Below are 14753 nucleotides of genomic sequence, written 5' to 3' on the forward strand. Positions count from 1 at the left end.
GGCGCAAACGACAACCCGCCCGCCCCCGGGTGCGGGGCGGGCGGGTGAGTCGATCCGCTACTTGAGCCAGGGGGTGCGCTGGACAATGGGCAGCTTGCCGAGCCCTAACGTTGTCCCGGCGCCGGTGAGGGCGAGGCCGATGAGGACGATCGAGTAGATGATGTGGTCGTCCATGAAGGGATTGTTGGCCAGGGGCAGCTCGGCCGCCCACATCAGGACCAGCATGGCGGTGCCGGCGCCTGCGGCGATCCGGGTGCCGACGCCCAGGATCAGCGCCAGGCCGATGCCGAGCAGACCGGTCATGAACAGCCAGTCCACCCACGCCTGACCGGCCAGGCCGGAGAAGAAGCCGCCGAGCGCGTTCTCGCCCGTGCCCTTCAGGAACCCGGTCGTCGGGCTGCCGCCCGCCAGCCAGGCCCGCTCGGCCGGAGTGGCGAATCCCCACCCGAAGGTCTTGTCCAGGAACGCCCACAGGAACACCCACCCGATCGCGATCCGGGCAGCCGCCCAGACATAGTCGACGGGGGTCCGCGCCGCCTTGCCGGCGCTGGTTTCCATCACGGGCTTGTGCATGGTGGTGGCCATGGCGGGCCTCCCTTTCCGTTGTGCTGTGCGGCCTTGTCTCGCTTACATCTCATCGTTCCGAGCCGCTCGCGTTGAGTGCCGTCCGCCTCTCGCGGAGAGGACCTTGGTCCTCTCCCCGCTGGTTGCCTAGCAGTGACCTTCGGCAGGCGGGTGTGGGCCGTCCGGCACTCACCCGGCGCCGATCCGATACGGAAGCGTCGGCGTAGGAGGTGCGTGATGTCCGTTTCACTCGCTCACGAGCTCGGCGTCCGGCGGCTGCTGGTGGCGGCGGGTCAAGCGCCGTCGGTACTCAACACCCAGCCCTGGCGCTTCCGCGTGGTCGGCCGGGAGTTCATCGAGGTGCTCGCCGATCCCCAACGGCGGTTGCGCATCAGCGATCCGCGTGGCCGCAACCAGTACGTGAGCTGCGGCGCGGCCCTGTTCAACCTCCGCCTGGCCATGCGAACGGCGGGGCAGCGGCCGATGGTGTGGCTGCTGCCGTCACCCGAAGAAGAGCCCGAGTTGCTGGCGGCCGTGCGCGTAGGCCCGGCGTCGCCCGTACCGGACAGGTGTCGCGAGCTGTTCGACCTCATCCCGGCACGCCGCACCAGCCGCCGGCCCTTCGCCGATCGTGCTCTGCCACGTGCGGTGCTGGCCGAGCTTCGCCAGGCCGCCTCACGGGAGGGCGCAGGTCTGGTGCTCCTCGACCGCCACGCCACGGCCGACATGCTGGACTATGCCGCCATCGCCGAGGACGAGCTGACCCGCGACCACGATTACCGCGCCGAACTGGCCGCGTGGACGATGCCGGGCGCACGTTACGACGGCGTTCCAGGCTACGCACACGGGCCACACGCGCTGCGGGACCCGGCGCCTGTGCGGGACTTCGGGCGGCAGTACGGCGAGGCACGGTTCGAGGCACGGCCACAACTCGCGGTGCTGACCACCATGGGCGATCGGCCCGTCGACTGGCTGCGGGCGGGTCAAGCTCTGCAGCGGGTGCTCCTGGTCGCCACCAAGCACAACGTGTCGGCGTCGTTCCTGAATCAGCCACTCGACCTGCGGGACATGCGTAACCGCCGCGACCCCCACCACCGGCGCGGCCATCCCCAGATGATCATCCGCCTCGGCTACGGACCGCCCGTGGCCCGCAGCCCACGCCGCCCCGCGACCGAGCTCGGCACCGCCTGAGACCGGGACAAGAGGAGATCTGCCATGTCCGAGGGATACGACGTACCTGCGATTCTTCACCGGTGGCCGCAACACGGCACACGCCTACATGGACCGTCTGACGAGCGCCAAATATCGTGGCCGCGCGCTGGTGGCCGGCTTCCGGGGGCGGCTGGTCGCACTCGCCGAGTACATTCCCGTCGACAGTCGCACCGCCGATCTGGCCATTCTCCTGGACGACGCCGTCCACGGACACGGCCTCGGTACGCTGCTGCTCGAGCACGCCGCCTTGGACGCTGCCGAGCACGGCGTGCGGGAACTGGTGGCCGACGTGCTGGCCGAGAACCACGCGATGCATCGCCGTCAAGACCACCTTGCGGCTCCGTGCGAGCATCGCCGCTCGCGATCACGAGGCCGAAATGGCGTCCCTGGCGCGGGTGCTCACCCCCCGTTCCGTCGCGGTGATCGGCGCGAGCCGAAACGAGGCCGCCGTCGGACACAAGGTGCTGCGCAATCTGCTCGACGGCGGTTTCCCCAGGCCGATTGACGCGGTGAACCCGAAGGCTTCCGAGGTGGCCGGGTAGCCGTGCCAGGCCAAGGTCCCCGATGGCGTGGATCTGGCAGTCGTGGCCGACCCCGCCCGGCACGTACTGGAGGTGGCACGCGACTGCGCGAGCGCCGGAGTGGCCGGACTGGTAGTGCTGACGTTGAGATTCGCCGAGACCGGTGCGATCCTCGGAGGTGGAAGACGCCGAGGCGGCCGCGGCGGCAGGCGCACGGATCGGCTTTCCCATCGTGCTCAAGGCCAAGGGCCCGGTGCACAAGAGCGACATCGGCGGCGTCAACTACCCCGCCTTCGGACCGCTCGTCATGGTCGGGATGGGCGGGGTGATGGCCGATCTCCTGGCTGACCGGGCCTTCCGCGTACCGCCCGTCGCGGACGCGGCAGCCATGATCGAAGAACTGCGCTGTGCCCCGTTGCTGCATGGCTACCGCGGCTCGCCACCCGTCGACATACCGGCCCTGGCCGGGCAACTCGAACGCATCGGCCGGCTGCTGGAGGACTTCCCCCAGGTAGCCGAGCTCGACCTCAACCCGGTCGTCGTCACACCGAAAGGCGCGACCACGGTGGACGCGCGCATCAGACTGGCCGCCTGTGATCCCCCGCCCTCACCACTGCTCCGGCGCCTGCGCTGACCAACGACTGCAGCCGTCCGGGACTTCCGGCCCTACATCGCACTCGCTCCCGGAGCTGTGATGAAAGCGATGGAAGACCAACAGAAGGAGCTGACCCACCATGCGCAAGACCGTCGCAGACGTGATGACGACCGGCGTCGTGTCCGTCACCGCTGACACGCCGTTCAAGGACATCGCCGAGACTCTGATCGAGCACGCCATCAGCGCCGTACCGGTAGTGGACGACAAGCAGGTAATCGGCATGGTGTCGGAGGCCGATCTACTGCGCAAGGAAGAGTTCCGCGAGCAGTTCTATCGCGAGGGCTACCGGCCGCCGCTGCGCGCACGGCTGCGCCACCCCAAGGGCCGCCAGAAGGCGGAAGGCGACACCGCCGCCGAACTGATGACCAGCCCGCCGATCAGCATCACCGCTGATGCGCCGGTCGCGGCCGCCGCGCGCCTCATGGACGCCCGCGATGTCAAGCGCCTCGTGGTTCTCGACGCCGAGGGTCGCCTGGCCGGGATCGTCAGCCGACGCGACCTGGTCAAGCTGTTCCTGCGCAGCGACGACGCCATCGCCGCCGAGATTCGCGACGACATCCTCGACCGAGCCCTGTGGGTAGATACCTCAGGCGTACGCGTCGAGGTGACCGACGGTGTGGTGACGCTGTCCGGATGGATGGAGCGCCGCACCGAGGCCGGCCTCGCCGCCCGCCTGGCCACCCGCGTCAACGGTGTCGTGGACGTGGTGGACAAGGTGATGTGGAAGACCGACGACAGCAAGTGGGAGGCCAAGTAGCGATGCTCGTACGCGAAGTCATGAGCAGCCCGGTCATCACGGTCCGCCGCACCGACCGCGTGCGGCAGGCCATCCGGGTGCTGCACGAACACGACATCACCGCCGCCCCCGTCGTCGATCACACCGGCCGCCTGGTCGGCGTGGTCAGCGAGCTGGACCTGCTGCGCGGCGAGTTCGAGCCCGATCCGCGGGCCACCATCCGGCCCGCCGGAGCCTCGTCCGAACCCCCGCCGCGCCTAGTGACGGAGGTCATGACGGAGCGCGTCACGACGGTCGCCGAGACCACCGATGTCACCGCCGCCATCGACCTCATGGTCAGCCGGCGGATCAAGAGCCTGCCTGTCGTCCGAGGTGACGCGATCGTCGGCATGTTCAGCCGCCGCGACCTGATCTCCATGCTTGCCCGTCCGGACTCCGAGCTGCGTGAAGCCGTCGTGACGGCGCTGCGCGAACACTACCCCTCGGGCCCGAGCTGGGACGTCACCGTGCACGACGGCGTTGCGGAGCTGAGCGGCCCGCCACATGAGTATGACGACCACATCGCCGACCTCCTCGCCCACACCGTGCCCGGAATCACCCGGGTGAGACATGTCAAGGAGCAGCCATGAGAACCACCGTCCAGGACGTGATGACGACCGACGTGACAGCAGTCGAGCAGAACGCCTCCTTCCACACCGTCGCCGAGCAGCTCGTCGAGCATGGCGTCAGCGGCCTGCCCGTCGTCGACGAGGCCAACCACGTCAAGGGTGTCGTCTCCGAAGCTGACCTCCTGGCCAAGCAGGAGTTCAAGACGCGGTACTACGGCGACGCCTACCGTCCACCACTGCGCGCCCGCATCCGCCACGCCGTCAGCAGCGAAGGCAGCGGCTTCTACAAGGCATTAGGCGAGACCGCCGGCGAACTGATGACGTCCCCCGCCCACGTCACCACCCCCGGCACTTCCGTAGTTGTGGCCGCCCGGATCATGGACCAGCACGGCGTCAAACGTCTGCCCGTCGTCGACACCGACGGCAAGCTTGTCGGGATCATCACCCGACGCGATCTGATCAAGGTCTTCCTCCGTCCCGACAAGGACATCGAGCGTCAGGTCAGGCAGGCGATCCACGCCGGACGAGGCGGCGTCACCGGGCTCGAGGTCACGGTGACCGGCGGTGTCGTCACGCTGTCGGGAACGTTCGACGAGCACAGCAAGGCCATCACCGCCGTCCGCATGGCCGAGAGCATCGACGGTGTGGTGGCCGTGCACGACGAGCTGCACTGGAGGCACGACGACATCATCAACTTCCCCATGTGGGGCGGAGCTTGACTCTGCGATCCTGCCGTTCAGTCATCGGTGTTGCTGACCGGCCAGTCCGTTCCCGGCATCATGGCGGCATGGCCACAGCCGTTGAGCATGTCGTCACCCATGTCCCTGTGTTCGCCCCGGATGTGCCCGCAGGCCAGGCACGCGAGCGACTGCTGGGCGAGAGGTTCGACAGTGCCTCTGACATCGTCGTCCTGGATGCGGCAGGACGTCTCACGGGGATGATCCCTATCGAGCATCTGCTTGCCGCACCGCACGACACTCCGCTGGCGGAACTGGCCGATTTTGATCCGCCTATCGTGCTGCCCGGCGTGGATCAGGAGGTGGCAGCCTGGCGAGCTGTGCAGCACGGAGAGAGCAGTCTGGCCGTCGTGGCTGAAGATGGCCGATTCCAAGGGCTCATCCCCCGGCGCCGGCTACTGCGTGTCCTGCTGGAGGAGCACGATGAGGACCTCGCCAGGCTGAGCGGGAGCCTCAAGGCCAGGAGCGCCGCTGAGGAGTCGGTGCGGCGCCGCTTCCTGCACCGTATTCCCTGGCTGATGATCGGGCTGGCCGGTGCGATGGTATCGGCGGGCATCGTCGGGTCCTTCGAAGAGCGCCTTTCGGCCAACGTGACGCTGGCATTCTTCCTGCCGGGCGTGGTCTACCTCGCTGATGCCGTGGGCACCCAGACGGAGGCGGTGGTCGTGCGGGGCCTGTCGGTGGGAGTCTCCATCCGCCGGCTGGCCCGAGGAGAAGCGATCACCGGGCTGATCATCGGCCTCGCGATGGCAGCAGCTTTCCTGCCCTTTGCCCTGATGTATGGCGATACGGGCGTGGCCATGACGGCGGCCATCGCGTTGTTTGCCGCCTGTTCCGTGGCCTCCATGCTGGCCATGGGCCTGCCTTGGCTGCTCAACCGGCTGGGCCATGACCCTGCTTTCGGCTCCGGGCCCCTGGCGACCGTCGCCCAGGACCTGATTTCCATCACGGTCTACCTGCTCATTGCTCTGGCCTTCACTTGATTCAGCTCCTTCAACGTGGTCGGCCAGTGCTTGGCGTTCTCGCCGCCGTCGCCGGCCCAGATGCCGAGGATGTCGCGGTGCCCTTCGACGGTGACAGCCATGACGAGGCAGATGGGCCGGTTGGCGACGTGACCGTCTTGGATCTTGACGTTAATCGCGTCCACGAACAGGACGGGGTACGCGCGATCGAGCGGCCGGTTCTGCCATTCGGCCATGCCGTCCATGACCTTGTCCGGTGATGGTGGAGATGGTCTGCTTGGACACGTTCGCCCCGTAGGCCTCGGCCAGATGGGCGGAGATCTCCCCATGGGTCAGCCCCTTGGCCGACAGGGACAAGACCATCTCGTCCACGCCGGACAGCCGGCGCTGCCGCTTGCGCACCAGCTGGGGCTCGAAGGTGCCCGCCACATGCCGCGGCATCCGAACCTTCACCGGGCTGACCGTCGGTCACCACGGTCTTGGTGCGGCTGCCGTTGCGGCTGTTGCCGCTGCGCACCCGCTTGGTCAGCTGCTTCAGCAGGCCACCCTCGCCGATCAGTTGCAGCCCCTCACTACGGGCCCGATTGACGAGCATCGAGATCAGCTGCTCGTCCGTCATCGAGCGGTCCGGGCTCGACAGGCAGTTCGTTCATGGACAGCGACTCCACGGCGGTCTTGGACATCAAGCTTCTCTTCCTTGATCATCAGATCCGCCGTTATTTTTTACAGTGCCCGCGCCCGCGGTCGGCCAGCCCCGCGGCCTTCACTCGGCGGAGGGCGGGGATGGCCGGGTGTCAGTCCAGCCTGACTCCAGCACCATGGTGACCCGGTCTTTTACCTGCGGCATGCCACCGGTGATTTGGAAAGTCAGCACTTTGGAGGTGTCGGGGTCAATGATCAGTCTGCCCTGGGTGGCTTGGCCCATCTGGATCGGGAAGGTCACGGAGACGCCCGGACGCCCCTGCGGATCGGTGGTCCGGCCTTCGACCCGCACTGCGGGCAGCGTCGCCAGCGCCTGGTAGGCGGCGCTGCGCACCTGTGGGGAGGCCGGCAGCTCGTACAGGAGTGATGCCAAGGTGGGCGGCAGGCCGTCCTCCACCGAACCGGCGAAATCCTGATCGCTACGGATGGCCTCAGCGGCCCGCTTCTTCAGCGCTTCGGGGTCGACGGGCAGCGCCTCGATCTCCTTCAGGGTCAGGGGCATGGCACTCCAGTAGAGCTTCTGCTCCCCCTTGAGCCGGGTGAGCGTGCCCTCGCCGGGCGAGGTGGAGTAGACGCCCCCATCCTTCCCCATCTCCCATTCGGTCGGCGAGCCGTCCCGGCGCCATGCCTCCACATCCAGGGGGCGTGCGGCCAGCTGCCTGCGTCCGATCCAGCCTCGGCCATCCTTGGCCACCCACGTCTCCGAGAGGTACGAGGTTTCCAGACGATAGGTGGTGCCGTTCTGGCCGTACGGTCCCGCCGAGCCCACGTACAGCTGCTTGAGATGCCAGTAGGCGCCTTCTGGGGCGGCTTGGGCCTTGGCAGCGGCGGCCAGCAGGATCGACGTGCCCGACAGGACGGTGCCGCCGGGTGTGACCGTGGGAGAAGGCGATGCGGTGAGGGTAACCTGGCCGAGGAAGACCGCCGTCGCGGCTGCGGCTGCGGCCGCTGCGAGCCCGATGGCACCGGCCCGCCACGGCAGACGCCGGACCGCTCGGTGCGGGCGCGTCTGAGTGGCCATGATCGCCGCACGCAGTTCGCGCGCGCCGGGCCCCTGATCCGGCGCGTGTGGTGCCGGGTCGATGGCCCTTACCAGGTTGTCGATGTCGCTCATGCTTCCCCCATCGCGATTGTCATGGACGCCTGCCGCTCCAGCGCCGCCGCCATCCGTTTGCGCGCCCGATGCAGCCGGGTCCGGGCGGCAATAGCCGTGCACCCCAAAACTTTGGCGATCCGCTGGCTGGTCAGGCCCTCCCAGCAGGCCAGTGCCAGGACCTCGCGGTCGCGTTCGGGTAACTTGTCGAAGGCGTCGCGAACATGGTCCAGATCGACTTGTCTGACCGGCCGGTCGGCTGCCAGTTCCGCACGTAGCCGCTCAGTGAGCACGGCCCTGCGGGCTTCGCCGCGCTGCTGGTTGGCCAGTACGCGGCGGGCCACCCCGTACAGCCACAGCAGCGCCTCCTCACCCTCAGGCACGTCGCCGATGCGCCGCCAGGCGGTGAGGAACGTCTCGGAGATGACGTCGGCCGTGTCGTCGGGCGAACCGGTACGGCGGGCGGCGTACTGGTGTATTGCCGGGTAGTACGCGTCATAGACCGCTTCGAAGCGATCTCGGTGTGTCACAGAGTCTCCTTGCCGAAGGGTGCCTGACACCTGGTAAATGTCCGGCACCTCGCGGAGTGTGGCAGCTGGCTATGAGCAGTTTGCCTACTCACCCCGTGGTCCGGACGCCATACCGTCGCCGGGGCTGGTGTAGCTGGGAGCGCATCGACCGGACACCGCTAGTCTGTGTCGTCCCCGTACTCAACCTCTATGGGCAGTACATCTAGCCGGGAGATCCGCTGTAACCGTTCTCACGGCAGGCGAACGAGCCTGGCAGATGCAGGTGACTGGCGATCGGTACCGGAACCGAGGCATAGGAAGGCTCGCTCACCGGAGATGGACATCCATGCCGGAGTTCGCCATACCGGGCTCTGACAGGGGAATGGCACGTAGGTACTCGGAGACATCGGAATGCTGGTTCTCACGCTGGGACTCGGGAATCGAGGGGTGAGGGCCCGTCTCGGGCAACGGATGCGAGGTGAGAACGATGTCTGATCTCCACCGGGTGGTCGTGGGCTACGACGGCTCGGACTTTTCGATGCAAGCGTTGGAGTGGGCACTCGGCGAGTGCGAGCTGAGGAGATTGCCGCTCACGGTCACCCACGCGTGGCGCTGGCCTTACCGCGAGGCGCAGCGGGAGGCCCAACTTGACCTGCGCAACGCGGCGGAGCACGTGCTATTCCATGGCGCCGATTGCGCACGATCCTCCAGCACGCTGACCGACGTCAAAGCAGATCTGTACGAGGGCTCGGCGGCCGAGCGCCTCGTCGACCTGTCAGCCGACGCGGAACTCGTGGTGGTCGGTTCCCGGGGGCTGGGGGCTCTGACGAGGTCGGTCGTGGGGTCGGTAGCCAGCTACGTGGCAGCCCATGCCCAGGCTCCCGTGGTGATCGTGCGCGGTTCCGGACCGTTGCCCGCCGGCCCCGCACCTTCCGGCCCCATGGTCCTGGCCCTGAGCCCGACCACGCCCGACGAGACAGTCCAGTTCGCCTTCGACGAGGCCGGGTTGAGGCAGCTTCCGCTCTTGGCCGTGCACGCCGTCCACCTGCAGCACATGGCCTGGGGCGTGGCGATGGCACCCGTGCCTGACATCGAAGCCCTCGCCCGAGCCGGCCAGGAACGGATGGAGGAGCGCTTGGCGCCCTGGCGTGCTTGTCATCCGGAGACTCATCTGGAGACCCGTGCCGTTGTAGCCCCAGCCAAAGAAGTGCTTCGTGCAGCATCTCCCCAGGCCAGTCTCCTGGTCGTCGGCGCTGACCGAACCCGGCACCACGGCCATCTGGGCTCCGTCGTCAGGGCAGCGGTCGAATACGCCCCTGGCCCCGTTGCTGTAGTCCCTGGCCTCGTCATCTGACCCCAGGAAGAATGAAGTCACGTCTACCGGGCCGAGGTGGCAGCCAGGACGACCCCGGGCGCAGACTACGACCGACCGATCGACCACGTGTGCGGACCGCACGTCTTGGGACCAGTCCCCGGTCAGGGACTTCGGCGACAGGAGTACGAGGCAGGCTTCGAGAAGCGGCCACGGCTGGCGGTGCTGACCACCATGGACGATCACCCCCGATTAATTGCGGGTCAGCCAGGCGTTGGAGCGGGTCCTGCTGCTGGCCGCTCGGTACGACATGTCGGTATTGTGCCTGAGCCAGCTGCCCGACCTGCGGGATATGCGTCGGCGCCACCGGCGGGAACGCCCTCAGATGATCATCAGACTCGGCTACGGCACGCGTCCGCGCTGGCCGGTGACCGAACTCATGGCGCAGTGACGGCTCATCCCACCGCAGCGACCGGGCAGGGAGCGTGCTGGAGGAGGGAGCCGGCATGTGCGGCATGCTTGCGGCTGACGACCAGGAGGGTCGCGGATTGGTGGTCGGTGGCGGGCTGGACCCGTACCTGCGGATGGCGCGCCACCCACTCGGCAAGGTCCGTCGTGTGGGCGAGCGGCAACTGGCGCAGAGTTGCCTCGTCGAAGGCGAATTCCAGCACGGAGGCGTCGGGTTCGCGCTCGGGTACGACGATGGGGCCCGGATGCGTGGCGGCGGGCAACGGACCTGGCCCTCGCACGACGATGACGGGGCAGCGTGCGTGGGTGGCGACATATCCGGCCACCGAGCCCACGACGGCTCTGGGCAGTGCGCTGAGTCCTCTTGAACCGACCACGACAAGCGTGGCGTCCTGGGAGAGCTCGACGAGGCGTTCGGCGGCGGGCCCCTCGTGGAGGTCCGTCTCGACGCGGACGCCGGAGCTGGTCTGGCGGGCGCATTCAGCACCGTGCCACAGCACGTGTTCGGCAGCCTTGCGCAGGTGGGCCTTGGCCTCCTCCTCCGCCTCGCCGTAGGGCCACTGCCAGGCGTGGGAGACGGTGAGGGGCAGTTCCCTGAGCTCGGCCTCGTCCATGGCCCAGTCCAGTGCCTGCATGGAGAAGTCAGAGCCGTCGTAGCCGAGCACGATCTGGTTCATAACCATGGCCTCCTGTCTCGACATGGATGCTATGCTCTCCCGCCCCTCAGGGGCCGCTGCGACACCAGGGTGGGCGTGCCACCAGCGTGCCCATCCACGGCCGCCTCCGGCAGGGACTTTTGACCTTGGTGCCGGGGTCGTCCGGCACTGCCCGCCGCACCTGGCACTCGGGGACGTCCAGGAAACTCTCACCTGGCGTGAGAACGGCCTTCTAAAGGTTCCAGCCGGCTGGAGCCGCCCGTCAACATCCATTCGGCGGGAAAGCGGGAATCAAGCGGCCCTTCGCCGGGCGTTCACCACGGCGAGGACCACCATCCCGCCCAGTGTCCACGCCGTCACCACGGCGAGGTCGGTCCACGGCCGCGGCCGTCCCGCCGGATCCAGTGCGGCGAGGACCGCGTAGGAGACGTGCCTGAGCGGGAAGACATCACCGATGATGCGGAGCGCGCCGGGCAGTTCGCCTCCGATGACGAAGACGTCGGAGACGAAGGCCAGGGGCAGGAAGGTGCCGAGGGTGATCGCGTTGACCGTCTGCTGCTTGCTCGCGAGCGCCACCACAAGCGCTGCGAGGACGGTGAAACACGACGCTCCGGCAACGATCGCGGCGAGCATCCAGGGGATCATGCCGGGCTCGATCCTGACGCCGTAGCCGAGCGCCGCCACCAGCGCCAGCACCATGGCGGTGGCGATGCTGACCAGCAGCGCGGTGGTGAGGTTGCCCGCATGGTAGGCCCAATGCGGCAGCGGAGTGCCGGCGAGCCGTTTCAGCACGCCGCGCTCACGGTCACCGGAAGTGGCTTCGGCGATGTTCACGTAGGACGCCACGCCCACCGTATATGTGATCATCGCGGCCAGCATGAACACCGCCAGCCGCACCCCTGAGACTCGGGCGTCGGTGAAGATCAGTGAGATCAGCGCCAGGAGCAGCACCGGCAGGATGATGGTGAAGAACGCGGTGGACAGATCCCGGCGCAGCCCGGAGAGCGCGTGCGCGACCTGACCGGCCAGCAGCGACACCGGCGAAGGACGGCCCTGCCGGCGAGGCCGCCACGTGATCGACGCGGAAGCTTTCGCCGTCCGCGCCGGAGCGCGTTCCCAGCGGAAGCGCCACACCGCCAGTGCCGCACCGCCGATCCCCCAGGCCGCCAGCACCGCCAGGTGGTCGGCATAGAAGCCGGCTCCGGCGAGGAACGGGTTCATCGCGTCGCGCACGGCATGGGCCAGATGCCGCAGCGGGAAGACCCAGCCCACGGCGTCCAACCAGGCGGGCAGCCGGGCGCCGATGAGGATGACGTCGGAGACGAACGCCAGCGCCAGCAGCAGGCCGGTGCCGAGCAGTTGCACCGCCGCGGCGTTGCGCACGAGCGCGACCGCCGCGAAGCCGAGCGCGGTGAAGCACGCCGCCCCGATAAGCAGGGTGAGCAGCAGCGCGGGCAGCGTACGCCATACGATCTGGGTGTCGTAGAAGACGACGCCCACGGCCAGCAGCGCGGCCACCGTCACCGTGGCGATGGCCAGCGACGCCCCGGCCAGCCCTGCGAGCACCGCCGAGGCAGGCACCGGCGTGCCACGCAACCGCTTGAGCCAGCCGCGGTCGCGCAGGTCGGCCAGGCGGATGGCCAGCGCGCCGAAGCAGCCCTGGGCGACGCCGAACACCGCCATGACCGGGATGACGAACTGCATCACCCGCACGTCCGAGCCGGGCTGGACGGCCTGGTTGCCCACCGCGGCACCGACGATCACCGTCATCAGCAGGGGCATCGCAACAGTGAAGACGGCCGCCATGGGATTGCGGGCGAAGGAGAGGGTCTCGTGCCAGGCCAGCCGTGCGATCATGATGTCTCCTCGCTCACCAGGTCGAGGTAGACGTCCTCGAGCGACGGCCGGGCCAAGGTGAGGGAGGTCAAGTCGGTGCCGCGTTCCAGGGCCCAGCCGGTCAGCTCGTGCATGTCGCGGGCGGGCTGCTTGGTCTCGACCGTTACCGCCGGGCCGCGCGCCTCGATGTGGCCGGTGAGGGGCGGCAGGTCGGCCGCCGTCGTGCCCTTGGGCAGGCGGAAGGTCAGCACGCTGGTGTGCTCGGCCGCGATGAGCGTGTCCGGCGTGCCGGAAGCGATCACGCGGCCCGCGCGCAGCACCGCGACCCGGTCGGCCAGGTGCTGGGCCTCGTCCATGTAGTGGGTGGTGAGCAGGATCGTGGTGCCGGACGAGCGCAGCCCGTCGATCAGCTCCCAGGCGTGATGCCGGGCCGAGGGATCGAAACCGGTGGTGGGCTCGTCCAGGAACAACACCTCAGGACGCCCGACGAGACCGAGCGCCAGGTCCAGGCGACGCCGCTGCCCACCGGAGAGCGTCCGCACGCGGGCGTCGCACTTGTCCTTGAGACCTGTCTGTTCGATGACCTCGCCCGGGTCGCGAGGGTGCGGGTAGAAGCCGGCGTACAGGCGGACCAGCTCGAAGACGGAGAACTCCTCCTCGAACCCGGCCTCCTGCAGCACGATCCCGATGTGCTCGCGGTAGGCCCGCTCGCCGGTGGCCGGGTCGAAGCCAAGCACCGACACATGGCCGGCATCGCGCCCCCGATGCCCTTCCAGGATCTCCACGGTGGTGGTCTTGCCCGCGCCGTTCGGCCCCAGCAGTGCGAACACCTCTCCGCGTTCGACGGTGAAGCTCACCTCGTCGACAGCTTTCACCGTCCCGTACTGTTTGCACAGTCCCTTTACGATCACCGCTGACATGTCGGTCCCTCCATCCGATTTCTAGATTGATTCGCCCAAGCTGGGCCGGGCAGGGCCGAAAGGCCTTCTCCTGGGCCGTGATGCGGAAGACTGGGACCTGGGCCGTGATCGGTTGGACGTCTTCCAGCCGGGCGTGCCGGTCCACCGAACTGTGCGGATGCGCCCGGCGCGAGGTCCATCGAGCCGACGTGGTATCAGGCGTGACGGCCACCACCTGCTTCCCGTCGTGAGCAGGTGCGGGATCTATGTGGCGGCCAGCAGCGCCACGTGCGCCACGATGTGGAAGCGGTCGCGGGTAACCTGCGTGTAGGCCTGCGCGGCCGCCTGGCGGATGTCTTCGGCGAGCGCTGTGCTGATCTCGCTTAGGAACGACAGGTACACGTGCACCGTGTCGTCCACCTCCACGAGTCGTATCTGCGGACGCATGCCCGCGCGGCTCAGCAGGGGCCGGACCGCGTCAGCGACGGCCCGCAGAGCTGCGGGGCCTGTCGGTGACACCGCTGTCGCGCAGGTCTCGACCAGCTCGACGGGCTCGCATCTGGATACGATCTCCTCCAGTCCGGTCCCCGACGGTGTAGGCCCCGCGACCAGCACCGGGACCCGGGCGCGCAGGGCGCACATGACCCCGGCCTCTCGCAGGGTGAAGGGGCCCGGCGCCAGCCTGACGTCGACGAGCAGGTCCACATCCCCGCCCGCCAGCGGGCAGCGATGGCCAGGAGCCATCCCGGCACACGGCGCCGGGGAGGGGGCCGCGCCTGGAGGGTGGCAGTAGGCCATCTCGTGTCCTTCGAGGGCGAGCAACGCCCCGGCCACCGCACCGCCGGAAGGGTCCGACTCCGTCATCAGGATCCGCATGGGACCACCCTGTCGCCGGACGTCACCTCCGGGCAGGGACCAAAGTCCGTCCAGCGGCGGGCGAGAGACCTTCGTGGGATCGCTCAGGCCTCAGCACGACCCCTTCCGCCGCAGGGGCCCGACGTCCTTGCCGGGCGGGGACGAAATACCTGGCAGCGGCATCCGATCAGCCAGAGGGTGGCGTCATCAGCAACGGACACGAAGTAGGTGCTCAGGCATGAGGCACAGGCCCATCGCTCTTGGTCCCGCCGACGTGCAGGTCAAGATCCGTGGCAGGTTCCGGTCCGCCGACGTCCGGCACGCCCAGGAGACCGTGGCCCATCTGGCGCGGCTTGCCCACGAGCCGGTGCTCGGCGCGAGGCGACGGACGGGCGGAGGCTGTACGGGATGCCCAAGGGAGACCCTTC

General features: G+C 68.5%; 16 protein-coding genes and 2 pseudogenes. 10 read left to right on the forward strand and 8 right to left on the reverse strand.

Going from position 1 to position 14753, the window contains the following annotated elements:
- Positions 1 to 57: 57 nt before the first annotated feature.
- Entirely contained in the window at positions 58 to 585 is a 528-nt protein-coding gene (locus ACWDXC_RS42665; protein ID WP_375075255.1) for a hypothetical protein, read from the reverse strand.
- A 216-nt stretch (positions 586 to 801) separates the two neighbouring features.
- Here ACWDXC_RS42665 and ACWDXC_RS42670 point away from each other — a divergent pair, with 216 nt between their 5' ends.
- The 8 genes and pseudogenes from ACWDXC_RS42670 (at position 802) to ACWDXC_RS42705 (ending at position 6016) form a co-directional block, all read left to right on the forward strand.
- The gene (locus tag ACWDXC_RS42670; RefSeq protein WP_449992389.1) at positions 802 to 1755 is read left to right on the forward strand and encodes an Acg family FMN-binding oxidoreductase; all 954 of its coding nucleotides are present in this window, start codon (positions 802 to 804) and stop codon (positions 1753 to 1755) included.
- An 88-nt stretch (positions 1756 to 1843) separates the two neighbouring features.
- Positions 1844 to 2035, forward strand: a pseudogene (locus ACWDXC_RS42675) (hypothetical protein); the annotation flags it as partial.
- A gap of 118 nt (positions 2036 to 2153) precedes the next feature.
- On the forward strand, positions 2154 to 2318 hold the full coding sequence (locus ACWDXC_RS42680) for a CoA-binding protein (RefSeq protein WP_449992391.1): 165 nt from the start codon (positions 2154 to 2156) through the stop codon (positions 2316 to 2318).
- Positions 2319 to 2475: 157 nt separating this feature from the next.
- Positions 2476 to 2931 (forward strand): acetate--CoA ligase family protein, encoded by a 456-nt coding sequence (locus ACWDXC_RS42685; RefSeq protein WP_449992393.1) that lies wholly within the window; start codon positions 2476 to 2478, stop codon positions 2929 to 2931.
- A gap of 100 nt (positions 2932 to 3031) precedes the next feature.
- A complete protein-coding gene (locus ACWDXC_RS42690; protein WP_375075252.1) occupies positions 3032 to 3709 on the forward strand; it encodes a CBS domain-containing protein in 678 nt (225 codons plus the stop codon).
- A gap of 2 nt (positions 3710 to 3711) precedes the next feature.
- Positions 3712 to 4317, forward strand: a complete 606-nt coding sequence (locus tag ACWDXC_RS42695; RefSeq protein ID WP_449992396.1) for a CBS domain-containing protein — start codon at positions 3712 to 3714, stop codon at positions 4315 to 4317.
- Complete coding sequence (locus ACWDXC_RS42700) at positions 4314 to 5015, forward strand: CBS domain-containing protein (RefSeq protein WP_449992399.1); 702 nt, start codon at positions 4314 to 4316, stop codon at positions 5013 to 5015. The genes ACWDXC_RS42695 and ACWDXC_RS42700 overlap by 4 nt, the downstream gene beginning before the upstream one ends.
- 68 nt (positions 5016 to 5083) lie before the next feature.
- Positions 5084 to 6016: a magnesium transporter gene (locus ACWDXC_RS42705; protein WP_449992401.1), complete on the forward strand. Its 933-nt coding sequence runs from the start codon at positions 5084 to 5086 to the stop codon at positions 6014 to 6016.
- 2 nt (positions 6017 to 6018) lie between these two features.
- Here the strand turns inward: ACWDXC_RS42705 and ACWDXC_RS42710 are convergent.
- From ACWDXC_RS42710 to ACWDXC_RS42720, 3 genes and pseudogenes are all read right to left on the reverse strand, one after another.
- Positions 6019 to 6614, reverse strand: a pseudogene (locus tag ACWDXC_RS42710) (IS256 family transposase); the annotation flags it as partial.
- 144 nt (positions 6615 to 6758) lie between these two features.
- Positions 6759 to 7811: a CU044_5270 family protein gene (locus ACWDXC_RS42715; protein ID WP_449992404.1), complete on the reverse strand. Its 1053-nt coding sequence runs from the start codon at positions 7809 to 7811 to the stop codon at positions 6759 to 6761.
- Positions 7808 to 8320 (reverse strand): RNA polymerase sigma factor, encoded by a 513-nt coding sequence (locus ACWDXC_RS42720; RefSeq protein WP_449992407.1) that lies wholly within the window; start codon positions 8318 to 8320, stop codon positions 7808 to 7810. Before ACWDXC_RS42720 ends, ACWDXC_RS42715 begins: the two co-directional genes overlap by 4 nt.
- Before the next feature lie 466 nt (positions 8321 to 8786).
- Here ACWDXC_RS42720 and ACWDXC_RS42725 point away from each other — a divergent pair, with 466 nt between their 5' ends.
- Positions 8787 to 9653, forward strand: coding sequence for a universal stress protein (locus ACWDXC_RS42725; RefSeq protein WP_449992410.1), 867 nt, complete (start codon positions 8787 to 8789; stop codon positions 9651 to 9653).
- A gap of 214 nt (positions 9654 to 9867) precedes the next feature.
- Positions 9868 to 10062: a hypothetical protein gene (locus tag ACWDXC_RS42730; protein ID WP_449992413.1), complete on the forward strand. Its 195-nt coding sequence runs from the start codon at positions 9868 to 9870 to the stop codon at positions 10060 to 10062.
- A 4-nt stretch (positions 10063 to 10066) separates the two neighbouring features.
- Here the strand turns inward: ACWDXC_RS42730 and ACWDXC_RS42735 are convergent, their stop codons facing one another.
- The 4 genes from ACWDXC_RS42735 to ACWDXC_RS42750 form a co-directional block, all read right to left on the reverse strand.
- Positions 10067 to 10780, reverse strand: coding sequence for a universal stress protein (locus tag ACWDXC_RS42735; RefSeq protein WP_449992415.1), 714 nt, complete (start codon positions 10778 to 10780; stop codon positions 10067 to 10069).
- Positions 10781 to 11026: 246 nt separating this feature from the next.
- On the reverse strand, positions 11027 to 12592 hold the full coding sequence (locus ACWDXC_RS42740; protein ID WP_449992418.1) for an ABC transporter permease: 1566 nt from the start codon (positions 12590 to 12592) through the stop codon (positions 11027 to 11029).
- Entirely contained in the window at positions 12589 to 13446 is an 858-nt protein-coding gene (locus tag ACWDXC_RS42745; protein WP_449992420.1) for an ABC transporter ATP-binding protein, read from the reverse strand. Before ACWDXC_RS42745 ends, ACWDXC_RS42740 begins: the two co-directional genes overlap by 4 nt.
- Positions 13447 to 13734: 288 nt before the next feature.
- Positions 13735 to 14346, reverse strand: a complete 612-nt coding sequence (locus tag ACWDXC_RS42750) for a hypothetical protein (RefSeq protein ID WP_375075242.1) — start codon at positions 14344 to 14346, stop codon at positions 13735 to 13737.
- Between the last annotated feature and the right edge of the window lie 407 nt (positions 14347 to 14753).

The organism is Nonomuraea sp. NPDC003214 (assembly GCF_053590035.1).